The 22,225-nt window shown below is 43.4% G+C and carries 25 protein-coding genes and 3 tRNA genes; 14 read left to right on the top strand and 14 right to left on the bottom strand.

Annotation, left to right across the window (positions count from 1 at the left end):
• From DQQ10_RS18110 to DQQ10_RS18060, 10 genes are all read right to left on the bottom strand, one after another.
• Positions 1-420, bottom strand: a complete 420-nt coding sequence (locus DQQ10_RS18110) for a hypothetical protein (RefSeq protein ID WP_112748307.1) — start codon at positions 418-420, stop codon at positions 1-3.
• Between the two features lie 38 nt (positions 421-458).
• Positions 459-995: an RNA polymerase sigma factor gene (locus DQQ10_RS18105; RefSeq protein ID WP_112748306.1), complete on the bottom strand. Its 537-nt coding sequence runs from the start codon at positions 993-995 to the stop codon at positions 459-461.
• A gap of 69 nt (positions 996-1,064) precedes the next feature.
• Positions 1,065-1,712, bottom strand: coding sequence for a hypothetical protein (locus DQQ10_RS18100; RefSeq protein ID WP_112748305.1), 648 nt, complete (start codon positions 1,710-1,712; stop codon positions 1,065-1,067).
• A gap of 159 nt (positions 1,713-1,871) precedes the next feature.
• Positions 1,872-2,954, bottom strand: a complete 1,083-nt coding sequence (locus tag DQQ10_RS18095; protein WP_112748304.1) for an aminotransferase class V-fold PLP-dependent enzyme — start codon at positions 2,952-2,954, stop codon at positions 1,872-1,874.
• A 460-nt stretch (positions 2,955-3,414) separates the two neighbouring features.
• The gene (gene serA, locus DQQ10_RS18090) at positions 3,415-5,307 is read right to left on the bottom strand and encodes a phosphoglycerate dehydrogenase (RefSeq protein WP_112748303.1); all 1,893 of its coding nucleotides are present in this window, start codon (positions 5,305-5,307) and stop codon (positions 3,415-3,417) included.
• 198 nt (positions 5,308-5,505) lie between these two features.
• Positions 5,506-5,943, bottom strand: coding sequence for an arsenic resistance N-acetyltransferase ArsN2 (gene arsN2, locus DQQ10_RS18085; RefSeq protein WP_112748302.1), 438 nt, complete (start codon positions 5,941-5,943; stop codon positions 5,506-5,508).
• Between the two features lie 620 nt (positions 5,944-6,563).
• Complete coding sequence (locus DQQ10_RS18080) at positions 6,564-7,520, bottom strand: transketolase family protein (protein ID WP_112748301.1); 957 nt, start codon at positions 7,518-7,520, stop codon at positions 6,564-6,566.
• 408 nt (positions 7,521-7,928) lie between these two features.
• Positions 7,929-9,359, bottom strand: a complete 1,431-nt coding sequence (locus DQQ10_RS18070) for a vWA domain-containing protein (RefSeq protein ID WP_245970466.1) — start codon at positions 9,357-9,359, stop codon at positions 7,929-7,931.
• A 14-nt stretch (positions 9,360-9,373) separates the two neighbouring features.
• Entirely contained in the window at positions 9,374-10,048 is a 675-nt protein-coding gene (locus tag DQQ10_RS18065; protein WP_112748299.1) for an SIMPL domain-containing protein, read from the bottom strand.
• A gap of 6 nt (positions 10,049-10,054) precedes the next feature.
• A complete protein-coding gene (locus tag DQQ10_RS18060) occupies positions 10,055-10,906 on the bottom strand; it encodes a transketolase (protein ID WP_112748298.1) in 852 nt (283 codons plus the stop codon).
• Positions 10,907-11,319: 413 nt separating this feature from the next.
• Between DQQ10_RS18060 and DQQ10_RS18050 the strand changes: the two genes are divergently transcribed.
• Both DQQ10_RS18050 and DQQ10_RS18045 read left to right on the top strand, forming a co-directional pair.
• The gene (locus DQQ10_RS18050; protein WP_112748296.1) at positions 11,320-11,871 is read left to right on the top strand and encodes a YdcF family protein; all 552 of its coding nucleotides are present in this window, start codon (positions 11,320-11,322) and stop codon (positions 11,869-11,871) included.
• Between the two features lie 172 nt (positions 11,872-12,043).
• Positions 12,044-12,940 carry an NmrA family NAD(P)-binding protein gene (locus DQQ10_RS18045; protein WP_112748295.1) on the top strand — a complete coding sequence of 299 codons (897 nt, stop codon included), beginning with the start codon at positions 12,044-12,046 and terminating at the stop codon, positions 12,938-12,940.
• On the opposite strand, the gene DQQ10_RS18040 is transcribed toward DQQ10_RS18045, so the two are convergent.
• The 3 genes from DQQ10_RS18040 to DQQ10_RS18030 form a co-directional block, all read right to left on the bottom strand.
• The gene (locus DQQ10_RS18040; protein ID WP_133259692.1) at positions 12,930-13,415 is read right to left on the bottom strand and encodes a hypothetical protein; all 486 of its coding nucleotides are present in this window, start codon (positions 13,413-13,415) and stop codon (positions 12,930-12,932) included. The two genes, DQQ10_RS18045 and DQQ10_RS18040, sit on opposite strands and share 11 nt — an antisense overlap.
• The gene (locus DQQ10_RS18035; protein WP_112748293.1) at positions 13,390-14,562 is read right to left on the bottom strand and encodes a DUF4221 family protein; all 1,173 of its coding nucleotides are present in this window, start codon (positions 14,560-14,562) and stop codon (positions 13,390-13,392) included. Before DQQ10_RS18035 ends, DQQ10_RS18040 begins: the two co-directional genes overlap by 26 nt.
• A 108-nt stretch (positions 14,563-14,670) precedes the next feature.
• The gene (locus DQQ10_RS18030) at positions 14,671-15,237 is read right to left on the bottom strand and encodes a helix-turn-helix transcriptional regulator (RefSeq protein ID WP_112748292.1); all 567 of its coding nucleotides are present in this window, start codon (positions 15,235-15,237) and stop codon (positions 14,671-14,673) included.
• Positions 15,238-15,400: 163 nt separating this feature from the next.
• On the opposite strand from DQQ10_RS18030, the gene DQQ10_RS18025 reads away from it, so the two are divergent.
• From DQQ10_RS18025 to DQQ10_RS17975, 12 genes are all read left to right on the top strand, one after another.
• A complete protein-coding gene (locus DQQ10_RS18025) occupies positions 15,401-15,619 on the top strand; it encodes a PepSY domain-containing protein (RefSeq protein WP_112748291.1) in 219 nt (72 codons plus the stop codon).
• A gap of 79 nt (positions 15,620-15,698) precedes the next feature.
• Entirely contained in the window at positions 15,699-16,535 is an 837-nt protein-coding gene (locus DQQ10_RS18020; protein ID WP_185147039.1) for an alpha/beta fold hydrolase, read from the top strand.
• A gap of 54 nt (positions 16,536-16,589) precedes the next feature.
• The gene (locus tag DQQ10_RS27995) at positions 16,590-16,727 is read left to right on the top strand and encodes a hypothetical protein (protein WP_165824004.1); all 138 of its coding nucleotides are present in this window, start codon (positions 16,590-16,592) and stop codon (positions 16,725-16,727) included.
• A complete protein-coding gene (locus DQQ10_RS18015; protein WP_112748290.1) occupies positions 16,727-17,197 on the top strand; it encodes an RNA polymerase sigma factor in 471 nt (156 codons plus the stop codon). The genes DQQ10_RS27995 and DQQ10_RS18015 overlap by 1 nt, the downstream gene beginning before the upstream one ends.
• Positions 17,187-17,783 carry a hypothetical protein gene (locus DQQ10_RS18010; RefSeq protein ID WP_112748289.1) on the top strand — a complete coding sequence of 199 codons (597 nt, stop codon included), beginning with the start codon at positions 17,187-17,189 and terminating at the stop codon, positions 17,781-17,783. Before DQQ10_RS18015 ends, DQQ10_RS18010 begins: the two co-directional genes overlap by 11 nt.
• Positions 17,784-17,849: 66 nt before the next feature.
• On the top strand, positions 17,850-19,232 hold the full coding sequence (locus DQQ10_RS18005) for an ABC transporter permease (RefSeq protein WP_112748288.1): 1,383 nt from the start codon (positions 17,850-17,852) through the stop codon (positions 19,230-19,232).
• Positions 19,233-19,313: 81 nt separating this feature from the next.
• Positions 19,314-20,237, top strand: coding sequence for an ABC transporter permease (locus DQQ10_RS18000; protein WP_165824003.1), 924 nt, complete (start codon positions 19,314-19,316; stop codon positions 20,235-20,237).
• Between the two features lie 172 nt (positions 20,238-20,409).
• A tRNA-Ser gene (locus DQQ10_RS17995) sits at positions 20,410-20,498 on the top strand.
• A gap of 41 nt (positions 20,499-20,539) precedes the next feature.
• A complete protein-coding gene (locus tag DQQ10_RS17990; protein ID WP_112748286.1) occupies positions 20,540-20,890 on the top strand; it encodes a four helix bundle protein in 351 nt (116 codons plus the stop codon).
• A gap of 2 nt (positions 20,891-20,892) precedes the next feature.
• Positions 20,893-20,966: transfer RNA gene (locus DQQ10_RS17985), tRNA-Arg, on the top strand.
• Positions 20,967-21,185: 219 nt separating this feature from the next.
• A tRNA-Pro gene (locus DQQ10_RS17980) sits at positions 21,186-21,259 on the top strand.
• A 444-nt stretch (positions 21,260-21,703) separates the two neighbouring features.
• Positions 21,704-21,946: a GIY-YIG nuclease family protein gene (locus tag DQQ10_RS17975; protein ID WP_112748285.1), complete on the top strand. Its 243-nt coding sequence runs from the start codon at positions 21,704-21,706 to the stop codon at positions 21,944-21,946.
• On the opposite strand, the gene DQQ10_RS27990 is transcribed toward DQQ10_RS17975, so the two are convergent.
• A partial coding sequence (locus DQQ10_RS27990; RefSeq protein WP_165824001.1) for a hypothetical protein occupies positions 21,943-22,225 on the bottom strand: 283 nt, incomplete at its 5' end. The two genes, DQQ10_RS17975 and DQQ10_RS27990, sit on opposite strands and share 4 nt — an antisense overlap.

The raw sequence follows: 22,225 nt of genomic DNA, 5'->3' as shown, positions 1-22,225 counted from the left end.
TCACAGGGTATTTAAATCCAGCTCTTCTAATAATTCATCTTCACTTGCACCATCGAAATGGGTATCGTAAACAGCTTGCTCGATTTCGTTTGCGTCGTCGGCGTTAAAATCTATCTCGGTAAGGATTTCGTCCGTTGATAAATCAGTTTCTTCCAAATAAGCGACTAGGTCTTCGGTTTCAACACTCGCGAGAATGTTTTCGGCATTGGTGGAGGAGCCTGATTGAGAGAACCAAAAGATTCCGGCTGCGGTGAGCAGTACAACCGGAAGCGCATACTTCCAGGAAAAGGAGGCTAACGAAAAAGCGTGACTAGACTTCCGCCCGGTAATCCGCGATTGGATTCGGGTTGGTAGGCTGTCGAAGTAGCCCTCTGGGACTTCAAAAACCTGCTTTTTGGGGATGTCTTCCAGTTTTTTCATGGTCTGTGGTTGGACTTCTTTTCTAGGTCAAGGTTTAATCAAGCAGTCAAAAAATCTTCAATCTTTTTTACAGCGTGGTGGTAGCTGGCTTTCAACGCCCCCACAGATGTATTGGTAATCTCTGAGATTTGTTCATAAGATAGATCATCGAAGTATTTCATGTTAAAAACAATGCGTTGTTTGTCAGGCAAGGTCAACAGCGCTTTTTGAAGTTTCAGTTGGATCTCGTCACCTGATACATGTGATGACGAATCTAATTTAGCACGCAATTCTCCGGCAACATCACCAATTGGCAGAAAGAACCGACGCTTCTTGCGCGCCAAAAAACTTAAGCATTCATTGGTGGCAATGCGATAGATCCAGGTGTAGAGTTGGGCGTCTTCACGAAAATTGCCAATGTATTTATGGATTTTGATAAAGATTTCCTGGGTAACATCATCAGCATCGTCATGATCGATCACCATCTTGCGCACGTGCCAATACACCCGCTGCTGGTAAGTACGTACCAGTAGGTTGAATCCATAATTCGCCGTATCAGGATTGCGGAGCTTGTCTAACAGTTCTTTGTCTTCCAAAAGAGGATGTATTCTGGAAAGTTAGACAATAGATGGGATTGAAGGTTTAATGCAAAGGCTAAAAAAACATCAACGGGTCAATACGTTCATACGGCGTCGATGTCTAACGATACCGGCAATAAAAGCAGTGATGCCGATCGTGATCATGGATAAAGCCCAGGTGGCGATGGCTTTTGATTCGAAAATCCATACGATCGCCGTGAGTGAAATAAAGATTACCGCAACAAGCGTCCAGAGCGGGTCTGTCATGAATGTGTCTGCGCTTTCGGTTGTAAGATCGAGTTTAATCTGATGATCCTGGCGAAACAGGATGATCCATTTGCGATAATCCCACAGCAGTAAGTAGATCGTACCTGCAAGCATCAGCGTCGTAATAATCGGTGTGCCTGAACCAAAGTCAATTGCATGGGTGATCATGAATACATTGAGGATAATGGGGAAGAAGAGCAGTGCACCTAGCGTTGAAAAACGCTGACTCATCAACAGTGCTCCGGCAACAAATTGTCCGACCCCAAGAAATCGCCAATAGAATCCTGTCTGATACATCGCTTCGAAAAAATAACCAATCGGTTCGGTTGCAGGGATGCTTGTAAAGCGTTCACCCTTCATCTTGATGAACGAGGCAAATACAAATGCAAAACCGATGAGATATCGGAGGTAGATGGTGAATAGCTTGATGACGAGATATCCTTTAAGCTTGTCAATAATCCGGAACATAGCTGCAAGACGAACGTAGTGCCGCTATGTTACAAAAGCGTTACCGCGAGTTAAAAGAAGATCGCTCTAACGTTTTAATTGATCAAGAAAAACTGAAATTCTTGCCCGTGATACTGAAACCAAGGTGCTGTCAGAAAGCAAACTTTAAACTTTTCTGCTTTAAACTTTAAACTCATTTAGCGAATCTACAAGCAACTCATATTGCTCTTTCGAATGCGTTGGGAAATTAGCAAAACGGAGTTGTGTTTTCTTGGCAGCACCGTAACCATCGCCAGGTTGAATGCCTTTTGATTGCAAGAACTTTGTTACGGCTTCCGTATGCTCTCCTGTCTGTGCCACGATTACTGTTTTCGAACGGAGGTTTACGTCTTGAACGAACGCACTGAACAGCGGATGGTTATCGAGTGCTTGATAAAGTAACGTCGATTTGTATTCTGTCTCTTTTCGAATGCTGGTAATGCCGCGTCGATTAAAATCGGCAATCACTTCACCCAGTAAATACATGCCCAATACATTAGGTGTCTCAGGATTTTGATTCTTAACTGAGTGTGCCAGGAAAGTAGGAATATTGTGATATGATCCTGTAGATATTTTTTTTGTTTGAAGGAACTCCGCTTTTGTTACACATCGATCATTCACGAGCCACACACCAAGTCCGGCGGGAAGTCCAAAGCCTTTTTGAACGGAAAAGAAAATGGTGTCGAATTGTGTGAAATCGAAATCAGGATAGGGAAGAGATGATACTGCATCCACGGCGATTAACGCGTTTGGATTTTGTGCACGTAGTTTTTGTATCTGACTGATGGGAAGCGATACACCTGAGCTCGTTTCGTTATGTGTTACGCCGATAAGTTCGATGCCAGCAGGCACAGCGATGTCTCCAGCGAAACCCTGCCCCATAGGTACTTCGAGTTTTTCAGGGTGTTTATTTAACTGAAGGGCTATTTCGTAAAACCGTTTAGAAAATGAGCCATTCACTAAATGAAAAGATTTGTCTTCTACCAAGTTCTGAATAATGCGTTCCCATATTTCATTCGCAGAGCCGGTGAAGAATACATGGTAGTTCGCTGGTACGCCTAGTAGTTCGCGCAGACCGTCTACAACTTTAGCATAGATTCCTTCGAATTGTTTCGTGCGATGGGAGAGTGACGGGATGCCCTCGCGAAAAGCTGTTCGTACGTGATCTTCAACAGTAAAATATAACTGTGATGGGCCTGGGGTAAAATTGATTTTCTGGTTCATAAGACGGCAGCAAAACTAAAATACTTTGGGGAATTGATATTTATGACGTGATGTTTTTCACTGAAACTTTGAGGATCAGTGAGATACAAACGATTGTTTGTGCTTTATGAAAAAATAGTTTTCCTACAAGGGTGAACAGGCACAAGGATTTCTATAAGTTTGCATGACCACTGGGTTTGGGACACGTTTGCTGAACCTAACAATCTAAAACAACTACCGAGCGAAGCTTTCGACCAAAACCAGGCCTCATCCCGAGCAATCGGGACCTCGCCCAAAAAGCAGGATAACAGAAGAAGGTTGCGGACGCCGGCAGCTCAAAACTTGTCTTATCGGGGTTCAGAAACACCTCACCAAATCCTGTGGTTCTTTTGCAAATCCGTTCGCGCCTTGAAGCGAATGAAAATAAAAAAGCGGCTGTTTCTTATCGAGACAGCCGCTTTCGTTTTAAATCTTTTGTCGATCAATACAACACTCTGAATTTAATTGTGTGTTCAATCGCACGAAGTTGTGCAATCACATCTTTGTTGTATTCTTTATTGATGTCTGTGATCACATATCCAATCGATTCGTTGGTCTTTAAATATTGTCCAACAATGTTGATTCCGTTCTCCGCTAGGATCTGGTTGATCTTTGCTAAGATACCAGGAACGTTGTTGTGTATATGAATCAAACGATGTGCATTCTCGAGAATTGGCAACGTGATGTTCGGGAAGTTAACACTATTGGAAGTGCTGCCATTGTTGATGTACTCCATCATTTTCGTAGGCACAAAGTTTCCGATATTCTCTTGCGCTTCCAATGTGCTACCACCAATGTGTGGCGTAAGAATTGTATTTGGAAGTCCTCTCAATTCCGATTTAAATTCCTCATCATTACTTACGGGCTCGTAAGGGAACACGTCGATAGCACAACCTGCTACTTTGCCTGATAGGATGTTCTCGCGCAATGCTTGTATATCGACCACATGACCACGGCTTAGGTTGATGAAGATCACACCTTTCTTCATCAGGGCAAATTCTTTTGCACCGATGATGTTTGTGTTTGTTTTACGCCCATCAACGTGCATTGAAATTACGTCGGCTTGCTCCAGTACTTCACGCATAGTCTTACACTTCACTGCATTACCAAGCGATAGTTTCTCCTCAGCATCATAATAGATCACTTTCATGCCAAGTGACTCGGCAATTACTGAAAGTTGTGTTCCGATATTTCCGTAGCCGATCAAGCCAAGCTTTTTACCGCGCACTTCAAAGCTTCCCTTAGCAGATTTATCCCAAACGCCGTCGTGCATCTTGTTTGATTTGTCAACGATGTTACGGATCAAGATAATCATCTGCGCAATGGCCAGTTCCACAACGGAACGGGTATTGCTAAAGGGTGCATTGAAAACCGCGATACCTTTTTTGGTAGCTTCTTTAAGATCGATCTGGTTAGTGCCGATACAGAATGCGCCGATTGCCATCAATCGGTTTGCATGCTCGAGTACCTTGGCGGTTACCATGGTCTTCGACCGGATGCCGAGCACGTGTACGTTCTTTACCCTGTCGATCAATTCTTCTTCCGTCATCGCTGCGTGATACGTTTCTACATTGAACCCTTCGGCGCGAAGCAACGCTACGGCTACTGGGTGAACGTTTTCAAGCAGCAAAACATTGATTCTGTTCTTCGGATAAGAAATCGCGGTGTTGAGTTTGTTTAGGTACAGGAACTCGTCAAGACTTGGTGTGATGTGATCCGCTTTGCTTTTCACACTTTCACGTTCTACGTTTTCAGTGAACGCGTAGAATTTGTTGGCGAGACCAGCATGCTTGATTTCGTAGTCGGTATAACCATCCCCGATTACATACACATCGCCGGGAAGGTTAAGCTTCTTCAACTGCTCAACTTTGCCGCCGTTAGCCGACAGTGGGTTTTCGGTATCGAAGCCGACAACACGTCCATCTTTGTCGAAACGGAATTCGTTGGCTAGAATATTCTCTGACTTGATGCCAAACTCCGTAACAATTGGTTCAATGAACTCTTTAAAGCCATTGGAAATGATATAGATATTGTCCGCGTACGTTTGGAAGAAGTCTTTATTGCGTTTGAAAGATTCAGATACGCTCCCCTTGAGCTTTGTGATAAGCGCAGGTAGGTGTTGCTTACTTGGCGCCAATAAGTTTAATCGTTTTTCGAGTGATTCCCGGAGCGAAAGTGAACCGTCCATTCCCTGGTTGGTGATCTCAACGATCTGTTTTTTTCGGTGTTCTCTCTCCGGGTGATCCGCCAGCGATATCTCAGCGAGTACATCAAAGGCTTCAACTTTCGTAAAGGTGCTATCGAAATCGATTACAAAGTACTTATTGATTTTCATGCGTTGGTTGTGAAACGCAAATGTAATAAAAGATGTAAAGGGCAAGCAGTAGTATAAACTTGATTTTTTTTAAGCACTAACGTTCGATTGGTAGTGCTCAGTGCAAGGTGGGCTTCGTCTCAAGTGGTGGGTATAGACGATGGTCTCTTTCTGTACTGTCGTCTTGCGTAGCTTGGTAAAATCGTACTGTCTAGAATTTTATAATTCTAAAAACATCACAGCAGCCGTGGTAGGGCAAACATGGGAAAACTCTGATGAAGCTTTAAGTGCTTCCGGAACCTCTGCGCGCGTAACATCTGCGAAACCACGCTTAGCAAAAAAGCCGCGCGCTGTTTCTGTGAGTAAATAAATTCCTTTCAGTTTTCTTTCACGCGCTTCGTCGATCAGATATTCGGCAATGGTCGTACCGACATTTCGTCCACGTATTCCGAGCTTTACCGACAATGAACGAAGTAGTGCATAATCTCCGTATACTTCTAATGCACCGGTTCCTACCAAGACGTTCGATTCATAATAGCCTAGCAAAAGATCTTTCTTATAATTCAAATCATCGGCAGGAAGATTGGATGCCCGAAGTAATGTTCTGAATGATTCGAATAGCGGTTCACTATCAATGAGTTTATAAGTCAATTCCATGGCGCCTCTGGTTTATCTCCGCTCAATACGGATTGGTACTACCAAATAAACATATAAATCTCGATTCTTGAAATACGTGGATGAAGATTCGTGACGTGATCATTTCCACCTGCAACTTTTGCGGACAGTGTTCAATTTCTGGAATGCAGTCCGCCGTGTCAGCAAAGAACGTGATGTAGTCAAGCTGGTTTTCGATAAATCTTTTTTTTTGCTGCGTGATTTTTCTCCGCAGTTCAACACGAGATAAAACCTATTGGAGTCAGTTCCTCCATTGAGAACAGTTGTCATGCCGTGTCTTGCAGGCTCCGTGTGTTTCGCGTCGTCGTTTCGAACAACATCGAAGAGATAGAGCGATGAATAGTTTTTTTAGCGCGATCGAAATCAGAGACGAAATCTTGAATCAATTCTGTCCTAGCGTTTTACTATTTCTTATACTGCTCGACAATATTTACTTCGATAGACTGTGAGTTTGCAATGACAAGGATGAGATCAGCAGCATCACCAAAAGCGCAAGATTTTTCTTGCGAGAAACCGAAATCCGATTGTGGTGTGAAAGGTAATGCGCAAAAAAAAAGACTCCGCTTGTAGACGGAGCCTTTTATCTGAATGGAAACTAATACTTATTTCTTTCTTGCAATTGCTTTTTCTGCCGCTGCAACAATGTTCTCGGGGCTGAGACCATACTTCTTCAGAAGTTGAGTTGGTGTACCGCTTTCTCCGAATGAATCGTTTACGGCAACCATTTCAATTGGTGTAGGGTTGAACCTCGCCAACACTTGCGCTACGCTGTCGCCAAGACCACCGTTAATTTGATGTTCTTCTGCGGTAACAACGCATCTTGTTTTAGATGCTGAAGCTAAGATCGCTTCTACATCGAGTGGCTTCACCGTATGGATATTGATCAACTCAACGCTAATTCCTTTAGCCGCCAAAATTGCTTCGGCTTCTACAGCTTGCCATACCATGTGGCCGTTAGCGAAGATAGTAACATCTGTTCCTTCAATAAGCTTATCAGCTTTACCAATAACGAATGGTCTATCTGCTGCCATAAAGATTGGCCAGCTTGGGCGACCGAAACGTAAGTATGCTGGACCATGATGATCACCCAGGGCAATCGTGGCTGCTTTTGTTTGGTTATAGTCACAAGGAACGATAACCGTCATGCCAGGTAACATCTTCATCATGCCGACATCCTCAAGAATTTGGTGTGTTGCACCGTCTTCTCCAAGAGTCAAACCTGCGTGAGATGCGCAGATCTTTACGTTCTTATCTGAGTAAGCAATTGACTGACGAATTTGATCGTACACGCGACCTGTCGAGAAGTTCGCAAATGTTCCAGTGAAGGGAATTTTTCCACCGATGGTCATACCAGCGGCAAGACCCATCATGTTTGCTTCGGCAATTCCTACTTGGTAGAAACGTTCTGGAAATTCTTTCTTGAAAGCATCCATTTTAAGTGAGCCTGTTAGGTCGGCACAAAGCGCAACAACATTGCTGTTCTTCTTGCCAAGCTCATGAAGGCCTACACCAAAACCAGAGCGGGTATCCTTCTTTTCAGTAAAAGTAAATTTGGTCATATTCTCGGGTACGTTTTCAAATTTGAAATCACTCGTCTACGTAGTCGATCCACGTAAAGAGGCGCTGCGAAAGTCGTAAAATATTTTCTATTCACCAGCGCTAAAGTCGTGATTCTGTTAATGATTTGTTAAACATCGTGAAATACCCCAACGATTTTCAACCTCACAGTCATAAGGTTCGTAAAGACTTCAAAAACTACGTAATGTCACAGAACAACCTCGCCTCACCAAAGAGAAAATCGAATCGCAATTTGCTGATACTTTTTATTCTTGCGCTAGCCATCGCTATTCTGCCGTGGTTCCTGCTCGCGGAAAGCGGTCAATCGCAAGAGTGCTCAAAAATTCATGAAGAAAACCACCAGTAGAAGGGCGTCCTGGTAGTTTGAATCATCAGTATTTTTTGATTTTTCATCCAAATACTTTTACAAGTTTGGTCTCGCCTGATTTCAATTGAAAAATTTTATACGCACTGTATTTACTTCCCGTCGTATTTTTCACGCGGAAAACAATTTTGTAAGTACCCGGCAGCAAGTTTAACGTGAACTGCGACTTCAAATCGTTAAGATGTGTAACCCATTCCCAAGAGCCATCACTTTTCATCTCATACAAACTGCCGTAGCCGGGGGATACGGTGTTTACATTCACAACGCCAGGTGGTGGTAGTGTGATCACCTGGGTTTTATTCGACTGTACTTCTACTTGAAATTTTCGCCGCGGAAATGTCAACGTCTCTACTTCATACTTTCCGATGAGATATCGAATCGCTGCATTGCCCTTTTGTACCATGATGATTCCTGGTTCTCCCTTTTGACGCACGATCGATTCCAAAGCATCATTCTTTCTTCCTTCTTGCTCGATCCGTAGATTTCCCTGCGGTACAGGAATTCGGATCACATTGTGCGAACCGGTTTTAATGGATACGCTTCGCACGACTGTCTGCGGAATAGTGCTCACAATCAAATCATAGTCGACAACAGGATCAATTTGTACGGTGTCCGGGTTTCCCTGCGCATCGCGATAGTGAATGAAATCATACATCGTCATGTTTGTAGTCGTGTTGATGAACATGATGTTTACATTCGATTCACGTGGTTGGTTTTGAGCGTCGAGTAGTTCAACACTCACGGTCGTTTTTGAAAAGGATTTTTCGATCGCATCATTTAAGATGTCATGAAATTTACCAGGTGTATCGGCATTGATGAATTTGCCTGCGCAGTTTAGGTTTTCTTCTGCTCGTAGGCCGAGTCCGATGATGTAGGGGCGGAGAAATATTCCTTTCGCTTGCAATGCACGAGACGTTGCACAGATGTCCCCTCCACAAGATTCAATGCCGTCAGTGATGAGAATGACGATATTTCGATAGCCAGGGTTTGCAGGGAAATCGAGCGCGGCTTGCTCGAGCGAATAGGTGATTGGTGTTACGCCTTTCGGTTTTATGTCGTTGATTTTATCGATGATCAACTGATGGTTATTGGCTTTGAAAGGCGCTTCGAGTTGTGTGTCCTTGCAATTGTTTTGTTCTCGAGGTGAACGATGGCCATACACACGCAGGGCAAGTTCTAAGTTTTTATTTTGTTTGAGCGAATCGATAATCTGTGAAAGAATAATTTTTGCCATGCTCATCTTTGTTTGATGAGGACGTCCCCAGTTTTCAAGCATGCTTCCGGAACCGTCGAGGAGAAATAGAATTCTCGTCTTCTCAGGGATTTTTTGCTGCACTTTGTGCTGCGCCTGGCTGTCGATGATGGCGACAATAAAAAAGATTGTGGAGATTATAATTAGCCTTACGTTGCGCATAGTGTATGAACGAAAAATGCCGGCAATTATTCCGGCACTCATAAAACTATTCAATATTATTCAAGTATTTGATACTTGATAGAAAATGCACGGTAGCAGGTGTAAGTCAAGTTATCTGCTGTTTTGTGATACAGCTCACTTTCATATAAAGATGCCGGATAGTCGCGCTCAAAAAATGCACGGTCGAAGCCGCCGCTTTCTTCTATTTCTAACACAGGACCAAGTTTTGCGCCTGCGATTTTTGCAATCTGATCCGCGTCAGAATGCGCTCGTTTCAAAATCTTAGTCATTAAAGCATTTGTATACGCAGCTTCGTCTTCATAGGTGACTTTGAAAATCGCACCGAAAATGTTCTTCGTGTCCTTTAATAAGTTTACGACTTCTTCAAGTTCAGTTTGTGTTTTGAGGTCGATATAGAACGTTGGACGATTGTTCGGACTGCCGATCACGAAATCATTCGCTTGATCATCTCTAAAGTTGATGTTGTTCTTCGTTAGAAATTTTGCAAGCTCTTTTGCGCGATCAAGATAGAAGGAGGGACTTGCTTCGGTTATCTCACCGGTATACATCGCGACAGGATCTCTCGGGAAATCGCCTACGAGGATGCGGTAAACGATTTTGGTAGGCTTTAAAATTATAGAGTCAGAAACGTTGACCGTGATGAACTTCTGTGAAAATGCTTCAGTGAATGAAACAATCAACAAAGCGCATAAGGTCAACGTTCTGATCATAGAAGATTAATAATCTCCTTGTGTTTCTTCAAGTTGAGCAAGTGCTTTTTGGAGCTCCTCATCATTTGGAGCAACGCCGTGCCACTTGTGTGATCCCATCATGTAGTCAACGCCGTAACCCATTTCTGTTTTCATCAAGTTCATCACAGGCTTACCATTCTTTGCAAGCTTCTGTGCTTTTTCAAGGCCAGCAACAACATCAGCCATGTTATTTCCATTGAATTCTTGAACGATCCAGCCAAAAGATTCCCACTTCGCTTTTAGGTCGAGTAGTGAAAGAATTTTGTCAACAGGTCCGTCGATTTGTTGTCCGTTATAGTCGATGGTAGCAATTACATTGTCCATTTTGTTGTGGGCAGCATACATTGCCGCTTCCCAAATCTGACCTTCTTGTTGTTCGCCATCACCCATCAAAACGTACACGAAGTTGTCTTCTTTATTAAGCTTCTTCGCTTGCGCAGCACCCAACGCTACGGATAATCCTTGTCCAAGAGAGCCCGATGCAATGCGAATACCAGGAAGGTGTTCATGCGTTGCAGGGTGACCTTGCAGACGAGAGTTGAGCATACGGAATGTAGCAAGTTCTTTTACGTCAAAGTATCCAGCACGTGCCAATGTCGAATAGAATACTGGCGAGATATGTCCGTTAGAAAGGAAGAAAAGGTCTTCACCTTTCGCCTCCATGTTGAATTTTGGATCATGCTTCATGAACTTGAAATACAAGGCCACAAAGAAATCTGCGCAGCCCAAAGACCCGCCAGGGTGGCCCGATTGGCAAGCATGTACCATGCGTACAATGTCTCTTCTTACCTGTGAACTGATTTTTTTAAGGGATTCGAGGTCGTTTGGTTGGCTCATGAATAAGTGTTTTGCCCGCGAATATACTTTTCACCCTCGGCTGCTCCAAATACTACGTAGATTGATTGAGAAAAAATTAAAAAAAGAACGATGTCATTAAAAACTAAATAATCGTCGATCGGTGCCATGAGCCGTTAACTTATGTACAACGGCGTCAATTTTAGTCCATTGGAGATGACCTACATCTTCCATCCAGGTCGGCCGAACCTACATGGAAGGAAGATCGCTATGAGGTCGGTGAAAGGGCTGCCAGTTAAAAAAAAACACCGAGAGAACATGTTTATTGCTGGGCCTTCATTTGACTTGCCGCGTGGTATACGAAGATACACCAAGAAATGCGTTGCTTTCGACGGAAAAGCAATTCAAAAGTGAAATGATTTCTTGTAATCTTGCGTCAATCATTATTATTCGCAATGCGATATTTGAAATATACGTTGATCGTTCTCGTCACATGGTTTGCCATACACACGCTGTGCATTCTAATCGATGGCTTCACGGATGATAATGTACGCGCTGATGTCGGAGTGATCTTCGGCAATACTGTGCACCCGGATGGCACGCTATCACCACGACTTCAAGCGCGACTCGATCGTGGCTTGAAGTTGTATCAGGATTCGCTGGTCAATATTTTAATGGTTAGCGGTGGTCTGGGAAAAGAAGGACACTTCGAGGGAACTAAAATGTTTGAATATCTAGTCTCTAAAGGTGTTCCTGAAGAGAATATCATCATCGACAATGAAGGTAACAATTCTAACGCCACAGTACACAATGTACAGAAGCTGATTGTTGATGTAAAATCGGTTACAGTTGTCTCACAGTATCATCACATCTCTCGGGCAAAGTTAGCATTCAGAAAAAATGGGTTCACCAGGGTGTATGGTGCCCACGCAGACTTTTTTGAACTCCGGGATTTCTATTCTATTGCGCGTGAATTTGTCGGTTACTATCGCTATTTATTGCAATAAGTCTATGCAGGCTTAATTGAGCCCATGCGAAACTGAAAACTTTCGGCTGAACCATTCATGAGGTTAATAAATCAACAACACCAATGGTGGTTCACATCCTTATAGCATGTGTACGGTCAAATCATTCTTTAAGGCATAAGATTTTAATGCGGCATAGTCAAAATAAAGACTTATGCATATCATCATGGGTGCCACGGGCAGGGTAGGATCAGCTGTAGTAGCAGAATTATTGGAAAATGAACAAGCAGTGAAAGGAGTAACCCGCGACGAGTACCGTGCCAAAGCATTGCGTGATAAGGGTGCTGTCCCCGTTATCGCCGATGCACAAAATGTACGCGCGCTTGCCGAAGGCTTCAAACGCGGTCACACCTTATTCGCGATAACACCCGAAACTGGCAAAGATGAAAATGTGATTGAAGAGGGTAAGTCTTTACTCAACTGCTATCATCAAGCAATCGTAAATTCTGATATTAAAGCCGTAGTAGGTTTGTCATCCATTGGTGCGCAGCATGAGAAAGGTACAGGTAATTTGCAGATTTCACATCTCCTTGAAAACACTTTCAATGACCTTGCGATACAAAAGGTTTTCATCCGTCCTGCATACTATTATAGCAATTGGATTAACTATCTCGAGGTCGCAAAATCTACGGGTGTATTACCATCCTTCTTTCCGCCTGATTTTGAATTAGCGATGGTTGCACCAGAAGACGTCGGAAAATTTGCCGCGCAAGTACTCACAGACCTTCCTGACGAAAACACAATTTATGAACTTGAAGGCCCGAGGATGTATACTCCCCAAGCAGTAGCGCACGTGCTTTCTGCCGTGCTGGATCGCGATGTCAAAGTGCAACAAATTGAGAGGGCCGAATGGGAGAATGTTTTGCGTGACGCTGGTTTTTCTCCCGATGGTGTTAAAAATTTTGTTGAGATGACGCAAGCAGTTCTTGATGGTAAAACGCGACCGGAACAAAAAGGTACAATTAAAATAAAAGCAGATACGACGCTGGAAGACTATTTTGAAAAGCTGGTAAAAAACAAAAGGGAAAAAATTAGCCAGGTCACTCGGTAAATTCGATTCCGATCTTGCCAAGCTCATCGCGGATATTGGTTGCGTCTAAATGTGTTGCCATCGTATAATCGTCAACAGGTTTGAATATTGTTGGGTAGATGGTTACCAATCCTTTCGATAAAAACATTCCTTTTGTATCGACTACAAATCTATTTTCGTCTAGCTGATATTTCTTGGCAAGGGCACGGGTGAATTTCGATGATGCTCCCGTGATGATGATGGTGATCTTTGGTTCTCCTTCATTTTGCTTTGCGTATTTCATGGCTGCTTCAATACAACTGGCGCATCCCCTTGATGGTATGGCAAGAATTATTTTTTGGTGAACGTTAGGTACACCAAGTGTGTCGGTCAAGAAACGAAGCGATTTATATTCTTTAGCATTCAACGCATGTTCTGGCGTTGACTGTTTTTTACAGGCAGTTGCGACCAACATTAACGCAACGACTAGGCTACAGGCGCGCAAGCTTAAATACATCGAAATGGAGTATATCTTCGTTGTTGTTTGCATTCTTCGGATGGCTTGTCGGAATTAAAAGACCTTCTTTGCTTGGAATAAAATTATTGGGCATATAGGTATTGGCAGGTAATTGAAATTCGCCACAATATTCAAAAGCCGTGTTGAAGATAATAATGGATATGGGTTTATCGTCCCACGAATTTTTTTCTCCATCGGCGTTGTAAATGGCTATCCCGTCTTGATAAGTATAGTAATACACAAGTTGGAATGGATCATATTGGATTTGGGTGTATTGCCCCTGTCCAAGTTCTTCGAAATCGCGATCGCGGTCATGTGCATCAGTGATCGTCTTATTGGGAACAATTTCCTTTTGTTGAAACTGACTGCGCATGGGAACGTCAACAATAGAATCTTTGCGATTGATGTTGAAGCCATGAACGAATGGCAACGATTGGAAACTGACAACAAACGTGTTGTGATATCCTAACGCGAAGATGGGCGTGAAGTCATCGTAATAATATTGCTTAAAAGCATCAGGATATTGGGGACCGAATGCGACGTAACTTCCGGTTTTCATGTTCCATTCTACTAAAGCACGTTGCTGAATCTGTGCGCGGTTGTCACCATACTTCATAAAACTAAAGTACGCGTTGTCGCCAATAATGGTAAGCGGCGCGGCGAGATGTGTCATCCATGATTCGCGATCTAACCAAGGCATGGGGTATCGATGTAGGATCTCGCCACTGAAATTGGTCAACACAATAGCGTGATCCTTTTTTAGTAAGTCTGGATGCGTTGGATACACATATATGGAGTCTAACGATTTTACAAAGAGCTTCAATGTGTTGATCAAGCCATCCGGGCCTTCGGTTGGGTACATGTTTCGCCTGACCAGCTTTCGTGTCTTCAAATCATAAAAGTCTATGCTGTTGATGATCTCGTTGCCTGACACGTAGTACGCGACGGAATCGTTGGTGTAATAAACTGGATAGTGACTGAAGTTAAAGCTCGTGCTGTCTAAAGGAATTTCTATCTCACCGCTTTTAACAAGTGTAAAGCGGTCTTTTGCCATGGCATTGTTTAACACCGTCAATTTCGATTCATCGTGTTGTGTGCATGACGTAAGCAATATGGAAATGGCAAGTAGGGCTAACGTTGTTTTCATGGTAGTTCAGGAATGCCTAAGAACGACGCCTGTGATGTTTTCGTATTCGATACTGAAAATTTCTGATGATTGGTTCTGATGGTCTCGTGAGTTTGGTGAACTCGGCGTTTATTTCACATCGCGAGGCAAAACACGAAAGTGTTTTTTAAATGCTTTTGCAAAGTGTTGCGAATGCTTATACCCGACGAGGTTCGCGATTTCGCTTATGGGAAGCGTTGTCGTTTTTAAAAGCCGGTTTGCTTCCTGCATTCGCACTTTCGTTAAGTACTCAAAAATAGTATCGCCAAAAGCGAGCTTGAAACCTGTCTTTAATTTCAAACGGTTTAGTCCAACCACTTTCGAAAGTTCTAGAATGGTACAGCCATCCTTGTAGTTCTCGCGGATGTAGGCGCGAGCTTTGTTCAGTCCGGAGAGATCTTGTGGCGCAAGCAATTCCAGTCTAGGGTCAACAGCCGTATTCGTGAGTTCATGAAGTTGTAAGATAAACAATTCCGTTACTTTGGCTGCGAGGTACGGACGCTTCATGATCCGTTCAATCTGGCAATTCGTGATTTGTTCGATCACGCTGCTGATCTGCGGACTGATTCTTTTACTCTCTGTTCCGAGAATGAGCGGCGTGTTTTCATCGATGGCCTGTCGTAATTGTTTTAGAATATTCCATTCTTTATGAAACATTCTCTTAATGAACGTATAAGATATGGTGATCTCGAGTGTTGTACGCTGTGGTGTGGGTGGATAGATTTTCCCTTCACGCGCCGACGTACAGGTACTGTTCCCCAGTCTTCAACTGCGCGGATTTAATGTGACACACATCGATAGAACAAATAGGTTTGATTTTATGATGCCCAACACATTGGCATTCAGCGAAAGTGGCGCTGTTCGGGAGGTAACGCGATTTGATAATTTGCCACTGCATGAGCAATTTAAGCGTGTCGCGAAACCCCTTCATACCGGCGAAATCATGGGCTTCGCTAGCATTTTGGTTTATTTCATCGTAAGCCTGATCGCAGCTTCTTTGCCCATCACCGGCTTTCTTATCTGGTGGAAAAAACGCTAAAGTTTTTTAATTCTTTTTTTAGATCAACTGTAACATTCTGGTGTTGCCAGGATCAAAAGGGCATCTAAACAACTTGAAAATGAAAAACTGTATTCTTATCATCATGGTGCTGGCGATAAATGTCGTGCTCGCCAAGGCATCTAATACCTATCCCTTTGATGTACAAAAAACTGGCGTAGGCAAAAAGGCCGTCATATTTATTCCTGGCTTCGGTTGTTCGGGAGATGTTTGGACTGATACGCGCTTGCACCTCGACAAACAGTTCACATGTTATACGCTCACCATGGCTGGGTTTGCCGGTACAGCACCACAGGAAAATGCGACCTTTGATCGCTGGAAGCAAGGGGTTGCCCAGTACATTCAAGATCACAATATCGATCGCCCTATTGTGATCGGTCATAGCATGGGCGGTGCGTTAGCATTGGCACTCGCTGCAGACTATCCGCTATTGGTCGGTAAAATTGTTGTCGTTGATGCACTTCCTTGCTTGAGTGCATTAAGAGACCCAAATTTTAAAAGTAATCCATCGAACGATTGTTCTCCATGGGCGACACAAATGGGAAGCACCAGCGACGAGCAATTCAGTCAAATGCAGAAGATGAGTATTCCATCACTGGTTCAAGACCAATCAAAATATGATTTAATCGTCGGCTGGACAGTGAAATCGGATCGCAAGACTTTTGGTAACATGTATTGTGATTTTCTCAACACCGATTTGCGTGAAAAGATCAAATCAATTACATGTCCATCGTTGGTTTTATTGGAGAGCGCATTCAAACCGATGGCCACCACAATGGAAGATCAATACAAGGGACTGGCCACTGGTAACATCAAATATGCAGACAAAGGACTACATTTTATTATGTTTGATGACTTTGATTGGTACATGAATCAAATCAATGAGTTCCTTAAATAAGATATGATCAACGGCATCCTAAAAATTCAACCAACTGCATATATTATATAAACTATGAAAACACTAGCATTAAAAAATAGAAAGTCAATCATTGTAGCACTCACCCTCGGAACAGCAATCGGAGTAGCCTGTCACAGCGTGGGGGTTGGCGTTGCGATATTTGTGATCGTTGCATTCTTTGCAAACAGATAATGGTCTTCGACGAGATTTACAGCATGCACTGGCAAAAGGTGTTTCGCCTTTGCATGGGTTATACGAATGACGTTGACATCGCGAAAGATTTAGCGCAGGATACTTTTGTTATTGTATGGCAGCAGCTACCGAACTTCAGAGGTGAATCCAATATCGGTACATGGATATACCGAATAGCGTCTAACAATTGCCTGAAGTTCGTTGAAAAGCAAAAGCGGATTGTAAAAACGGAGTTGCCCACTCAGTTGATGGAAGAGCAAGTGGTGAGCGTAGAACCTCAAATTCAATTTTTGTATAAATGCATCGCTGCACTTCCGGAAACCGATAGGATTATTATATCGCTGGAGTTGGACGAAGTAAAACAAGCAGATATTGCCAACATCGTAGGTTTATCGGAGGCAAATGTCCGGGTGAAGATTCATCGTATCAAAGAAAAATTAACACAACGTTTTAAAGAAAATGGATTCTAATATTGACTTCAAGGGATTATGGTCGAAGCAGTCAGTGCAAATGCCCGACATATCGATCATTAAGGATCAAGTGAAACAATTAAAGTGGAAGTACATGCGCAGATTAGTTTTCGCCAATACATTACTGCTATTGACATCGGCATTTATCATCTTTATCTGGATTTACTTTCAACCAGAATATACCACAACTAAAATTGGTATCGTCGTCGTTATCGCGGCGATGGTCTCATTCCTCCTGATGTTTAATCGGATGTATCCGCTCTTGATGAAAATCAGTCAAACGCAGAATAATCAGCAGTACCTCCAAAACTTACTGCTGCTGCAACGAAGGCAAAAATTCATGCACGCGACAATGACCAATATATATTTTGCGCTCCTCAGCGTCGGACTAGCCTTGTATATGTATGAATATACGGTTCGCATGAGCGCGGTTGCCGCGGTAACAACTTATGCCGTCACGATGGTTTGGATATTGTTCAATTGGATATACCTCAGGCCGAAACAGATAAAAAAACAACAGGCAGAATTAAATGACACGATTGCAAAAGTAGAATCGATGGTCCGTCAAATGGAAAGTTGCGTATGAGAAACTAGATTCGTGTAGAACTTTTTGGTGCAGGGGGTCATCTCAAAGCATCAACTTGTGAGAGACATGCTTATAAACTACATCATCATTGCCTGGCGGAGCATCTTAAAGAACAGCATTTACTCGATAATCAATATCACCGGCCTCGCATTTGGATTGGCTATTGCAATCGTAGTATGGCTATGGTGTTTCGACGAGGTTAATTATAATAAATCTTTCAAGCACCATGACCGCATCGTTCAACTGTATCATCATATCACGTTCGGTGCTGAAGTGATTACCCTAAACGATGTTCCGGCACCGATAGCAAAGATTCTCCAAAGTGAACATACTGAATTTGATCAGGTATCTATAACAAGTGCTCAAAGTGAAATACTTTTTTCCTATCACGACAATGCGTTCTCGAAGACGGCCTTACATGTTGAACCTCAGTTTCTTGAGATGTTTTCGGTTGACGTGCTGCAGGGGCATACACAGCTTCAATCCAATACACATGAAGTAGCTATTGCGCAGTCGGTGGCCGATGCTGTTTTCGCAGGTGAGGCAATCGGTAAAACGTTTAAGCTGAACAACCAACGCGAAGTAACCGTTGGCGCGGTGTATCGGGATTTTCCCAAGAACTCATTTCTCGCTGATGTAAAACTGTTGCTGCCCATGTCGCAAATGTTTACCTCTGCCTCAGACGGAAAAAAGTTGGAGGATAGCTGGGAAGCATTTTCGTTTCATTGCTACGCGATAATCAATGACAACGTCGATATAAATGAAATAAATGGCAAGATTAAACACGTCCTCTTCGATCATATTTCCAGCGATGGTAAGTCATTGAAACCTGAAGGCTTTTTATTTCCGATGGAAGCGTGGCACTTGTCGGCTGATTTTAAAAACGGTGTCAATACCGGTGGACAAAAGAAAGTCGTCTTTATTTTCGCGGCAATAGGAGTAGCAATTTTATTACTAGCCTGTGTGAACTTTGTAAACCTGAGCACGGCTCGGAGTCAAATAAGATCGAAAGAAGTTGGCGTTCGGAAGGTGATGGGATCGCTACGCTTCCAGCTGATTTTGCAGTTTCTGAGCGAATCGTTTCTTGTCGTCGTTTTTTCCTATGCCATCGCACTGATGTTAGTTGTGTTGATGTTACCCTTGGTCAACGCCATCGCTGAAAAGGAGTTGAGTATGCAGTGGGGCAACCCTTCGTTCTTTGTAACGTCACTCATCTTTATTGTCGTTACAAGTTTTCTTGCCGGAGTCTATCCCGCAATTTACTTGTCATCTTTTAGTGCTGTCCGGGTATTAAAAGGCAATGGGAAAGGACCCGATGCAACTTGGCTCAGAAAGACTATGATTGTATTGCAATTCGCTACCGCGATAACGCTGATGATTGGAACAGCTATTTTCTTTGAGCAGATTCAACATGTAAAGAATAGACCTGTTGGCTTCGATCGCGACTGAATTATTCAAGTTGATATTAATACAGACGATTTAACCAAAGCGGATTATAACACGCTACGCCATGAATTGCTGTCGACGGGTGTGGTAGAGAATATGGCTATTTCTGATGCGTTTATCACCGGAACGATGGCAGCGGATGCATCATTGACCTGGGAAGGGAAGGATCCTTCGTCACAGCCACTCATCGCGATGAACAGCTGCAGTCATGATTTTCCTGAAACCAATGGATTCAAATTTATTGTTGGGCGCGATTTTTCAAGAGATCAAAGGACTGACTCAGCTGCGGTGATCATCAACGCGTTGGGTGCAAAACTCGTGGGTAACGGCGATATGAATGTAGTTGGAAAGAAGATTCGATTTGGCCATGGAAAGGAACGTGAAATTATCGGTGTTATTGAAGATCAAGTACGATGGACGCCATTCGCAAACCAATCAGCGCATATCTATTACATCAATTACGATGTGAGGCATGCGCTTACAATTAGACTCATGCCCAACATGGATGTTCGGGCTTCATTAAAAAAGATCGAAGCTGTGCTCAAACAATTTAATCCAGGCTCACCCTTTGAGTATGTTTTCCAAGATCAAGATTACAAGAAATTCTTCCACGATGAAGAACGAACAATTAAGTTAGCAACGGTGATTTCATCGATCACTATCTTCATTAGTTGTATTGGTGTGTTTGGACTAGCCGCATATGCAACGAGTCAACGCGCTAAAGAAATTGGAATTCGAAAAGTACTGGGAGCGTCTGTGTTTTCAATTTGGAGAATGCTTTCGACCGACTTCGTGAAGCTCGTGGTGATTGCCATGCTTATCGCGATGCCTTTGGGATACTATGTGGTGACCAAATGGATATCACAATACGATTACCGTGTGGATATCGAATGGATCGTTTTTCTTTTCATCGCTTTGATCGCGATTGCCGTTACGCTATTGACTGTGAGTTATCAAACGATTAAAGCTGCGCTTGTAAATCCTACGGACAGTTTAAGAGGAGAGTAGGCAAGGAGAGCCGACTTGATCACGGGCGTTGAGAACATTTCTGAAAAAAAATCAAGTTATTTAAAAGCGGCAGTGCGATAGTTTAGCATCAAATTTTATATTTGCACTTCCTTTTTGAGAAAGGTTCGTTTTTAAGCTAAAAATGGACTTCTTTTGTAAAGGCGTGTTATTTGGAGAGGTGGGTGAGTGGCTTAAACCAGCAGTTTGCTAAACTGCGGTACTGGGCAACCGGTACCGGGGGTTCGAATCCCCCCCTCTCCGCACTTTGATGCTTGCAGATCTGAGATACTAAAAGCAGCAACATGTTTGATTTTGAAAGGCTTGAGGTTTATCAGATTGCAAAAAGTTTGGTGGCCGATTCGCTGAAAATCATTTTCTCGAACGAGAACATTGATCCCTACTTGAAAGATCAATGGAAAGTTGCAAGCGTAAACATTCTCTTGAATCTAGCTGAAGGAACGGGACGGATGACGCCCACGGACAAAAAGCATTACATTACCATCGCGAGAAGCGCGGTGTTTGAGAGTGTTGCCATTCTGCAGATATTGAGAGAACTTGACTCTCTTCCGCAGGCACAAGCTCAAGATCTTTATGAGAAATATGAGAAGGTTTCGAAGATGCTGCTAGGTATGTATCGAAGCCATTCAGAATAATTGGTCCGATAGCTCAACTGGATAGAGCATCAGCCTTCTAAGCTGAGGGTTCGGGGTTCGAGTCCCTGTCGGATCACAAAATTTTGAAGAGAGAATGCGAAGAATATAAGAAATTAATATATCTTTGCAGCCTCTAAAAAATGAGAGAGTAAAATCTCTAGTTGTTTGAAAGAGTTTTAGAGAGAATATAAAGTTGTTCGGGGTGTAGCGTAGCCCGGTATCGCGTGGCGCTTAGGCGCCAAGGTCGTCCGGAGGAAACAAAACCTCACGTTGTTTGATAAAGGGAAAAATATTTCGGGGTGTAGCGTAGCCCGGTATCGCGCTTGGTTTGGGACCAAGAGGTCGTCAGTTCGAATCTGGCCACCCCGACTTAAAAAACTGAAGCCTGCAGAAATGCGGGCTTTTTTCGTTTTGCAGTAATAGGTTTTTAGGAGTCGTTAGCGTAGCTCGGTATCACGTGGCGCGCTTCGCGCCAAGGTCGTCAGTTCGAATCTGGCCACCCCGACTTAAAAAACCGAAGCCTGCAGAAATGCGGGCTTCTTTCGTTTTTGCAGTAATAGGTTTTTAGGAGTCGCGTTAGCGTAGCTCGGTATCACGTGGCGCGCTTCGCGCCAAGGTCGTCAGTTCGAATCTGGCCACCCCGACTTAGAAAACTGAAGCCTGCAAAAAATGCAGGGTTCTTTTGTTTTGCACTAATAGGTTTTTAGGAGTCGCGTTAGCATAGCCCAGTATCGCGTGGCGCGCTTCGCGCCACGGTCGTCAATTCTTCTTTCGTTTTAGTATCCGTTTTGTATCATTCAAACTACTTCTGCTATGTCCTACTACGTTTACATTCTTTACAGTGACGCGATCAGTCGCTACTACATTGGCTCAACGCAAGATCTTGATAACAGAATTACTGAGCATAATTCAGGCGAGACAAAATCTATTAAGCATGGTATTCCATGGAGGATAGTTTGGTCTCAAAAATTCGAAACAAAATCTGACGCGATCAAAATGGAAATCAAAATAAAAAAGCGAGGAGCAAAGCGATTTCTTCTAGAGCAAATTGCCTAGCCCAGTATCGCGTGGCGCTTCGCGCCAAGGTCGTCAGTTCGAATCTGGCCACCCCGACTTAAAAAACTGAAGCCCGCAGAAATGCGGGCTTCTTTCGTTTTGCAGTAATAGGTTTTTAGGAGTCGCGTTAGCGTAGCCCGGTATCGCGTGGCGCGCTTCGCGCCAAGGTCGTCAGTTCGAATCTGGCCACCCCGACTTAAAAAACTGAAGCCCGCAGAAATGCGGGCTTCTTTCGTTTTGCAGTAATAGGTTTTTAGGAGTCGCGTTAGCGTAGCCCGG

The organism is Pseudochryseolinea flava (genome assembly GCF_003286915.1).
Classification (GTDB): Bacteria; Bacteroidota; Bacteroidia; order Cytophagales; family Cyclobacteriaceae; genus Ohtaekwangia; species Ohtaekwangia flava.
Note: the sequence above shows the minus strand (reverse complement) of the source record. Positions and strands in the feature narration are given on the sequence as shown.

Bases quoted from the DNA above. Each gene is read 5' to 3' on its own strand.
- DQQ10_RS18015 (WP_112748290.1), top strand. From the start codon at position 16,727: ATGGTCTTCGACGAGATTTACAGCATGCACTGGCAAAAGGTGTTTCGC.
- DQQ10_RS18030 (WP_112748292.1), bottom strand. From the start codon at position 15,237: ATGTTTCATAAAGAATGGAATATTCTAAAACAATTACGACAGGCCATC.
- DQQ10_RS18060 (WP_112748298.1), bottom strand. From the start codon at position 10,906: ATGAGCCAACCAAACGACCTCGAATCCCTTAAAAAAATCAGTTCACAG.
- DQQ10_RS18005 (WP_112748288.1), top strand. From the start codon at position 17,850: ATGCTTATAAACTACATCATCATTGCCTGGCGGAGCATCTTAAAGAAC.
- DQQ10_RS18110 (WP_112748307.1), bottom strand. From the start codon at position 420: ATGAAAAAACTGGAAGACATCCCCAAAAAGCAGGTTTTTGAAGTCCCA.
- DQQ10_RS18025 (WP_112748291.1), top strand. From the start codon at position 15,401: ATGATGCCCAACACATTGGCATTCAGCGAAAGTGGCGCTGTTCGGGAG.
- DQQ10_RS17975 (WP_112748285.1), top strand. From the start codon at position 21,704: ATGTCCTACTACGTTTACATTCTTTACAGTGACGCGATCAGTCGCTAC.
- DQQ10_RS18045 (WP_112748295.1), top strand. From the start codon at position 12,044: ATGCATATCATCATGGGTGCCACGGGCAGGGTAGGATCAGCTGTAGTA.
- serA (WP_112748303.1), bottom strand. From the start codon at position 5,307: ATGAAAATCAATAAGTACTTTGTAATCGATTTCGATAGCACCTTTACG.
- DQQ10_RS18065 (WP_112748299.1), bottom strand. From the start codon at position 10,048: ATGATCAGAACGTTGACCTTATGCGCTTTGTTGATTGTTTCATTCACT.
- DQQ10_RS18070 (WP_245970466.1), bottom strand. From the start codon at position 9,359: ATGAGTGCCGGAATAATTGCCGGCATTTTTCGTTCATACACTATGCGC.
- DQQ10_RS18080 (WP_112748301.1), bottom strand. From the start codon at position 7,520: ATGACCAAATTTACTTTTACTGAAAAGAAGGATACCCGCTCTGGTTTT.
- DQQ10_RS18035 (WP_112748293.1), bottom strand. From the start codon at position 14,562: ATGAAAACAACGTTAGCCCTACTTGCCATTTCCATATTGCTTACGTCA.
- arsN2 (WP_112748302.1), bottom strand. From the start codon at position 5,943: ATGGAATTGACTTATAAACTCATTGATAGTGAACCGCTATTCGAATCA.
- DQQ10_RS17990 (WP_112748286.1), top strand. From the start codon at position 20,540: ATGTTTGATTTTGAAAGGCTTGAGGTTTATCAGATTGCAAAAAGTTTG.
- DQQ10_RS18020 (WP_185147039.1), top strand. From the start codon at position 15,699: ATGAAAAACTGTATTCTTATCATCATGGTGCTGGCGATAAATGTCGTG.
- DQQ10_RS18095 (WP_112748304.1), bottom strand. From the start codon at position 2,954: ATGAACCAGAAAATCAATTTTACCCCAGGCCCATCACAGTTATATTTT.
- DQQ10_RS18100 (WP_112748305.1), bottom strand. From the start codon at position 1,712: ATGTTCCGGATTATTGACAAGCTTAAAGGATATCTCGTCATCAAGCTA.
- DQQ10_RS27995 (WP_165824004.1), top strand. From the start codon at position 16,590: ATGAAAACACTAGCATTAAAAAATAGAAAGTCAATCATTGTAGCACTC.
- DQQ10_RS18050 (WP_112748296.1), top strand. From the start codon at position 11,320: ATGCGATATTTGAAATATACGTTGATCGTTCTCGTCACATGGTTTGCC.
- DQQ10_RS18040 (WP_133259692.1), bottom strand. From the start codon at position 13,415: ATGTATTTAAGCTTGCGCGCCTGTAGCCTAGTCGTTGCGTTAATGTTG.
- DQQ10_RS18010 (WP_112748289.1), top strand. From the start codon at position 17,187: ATGGATTCTAATATTGACTTCAAGGGATTATGGTCGAAGCAGTCAGTG.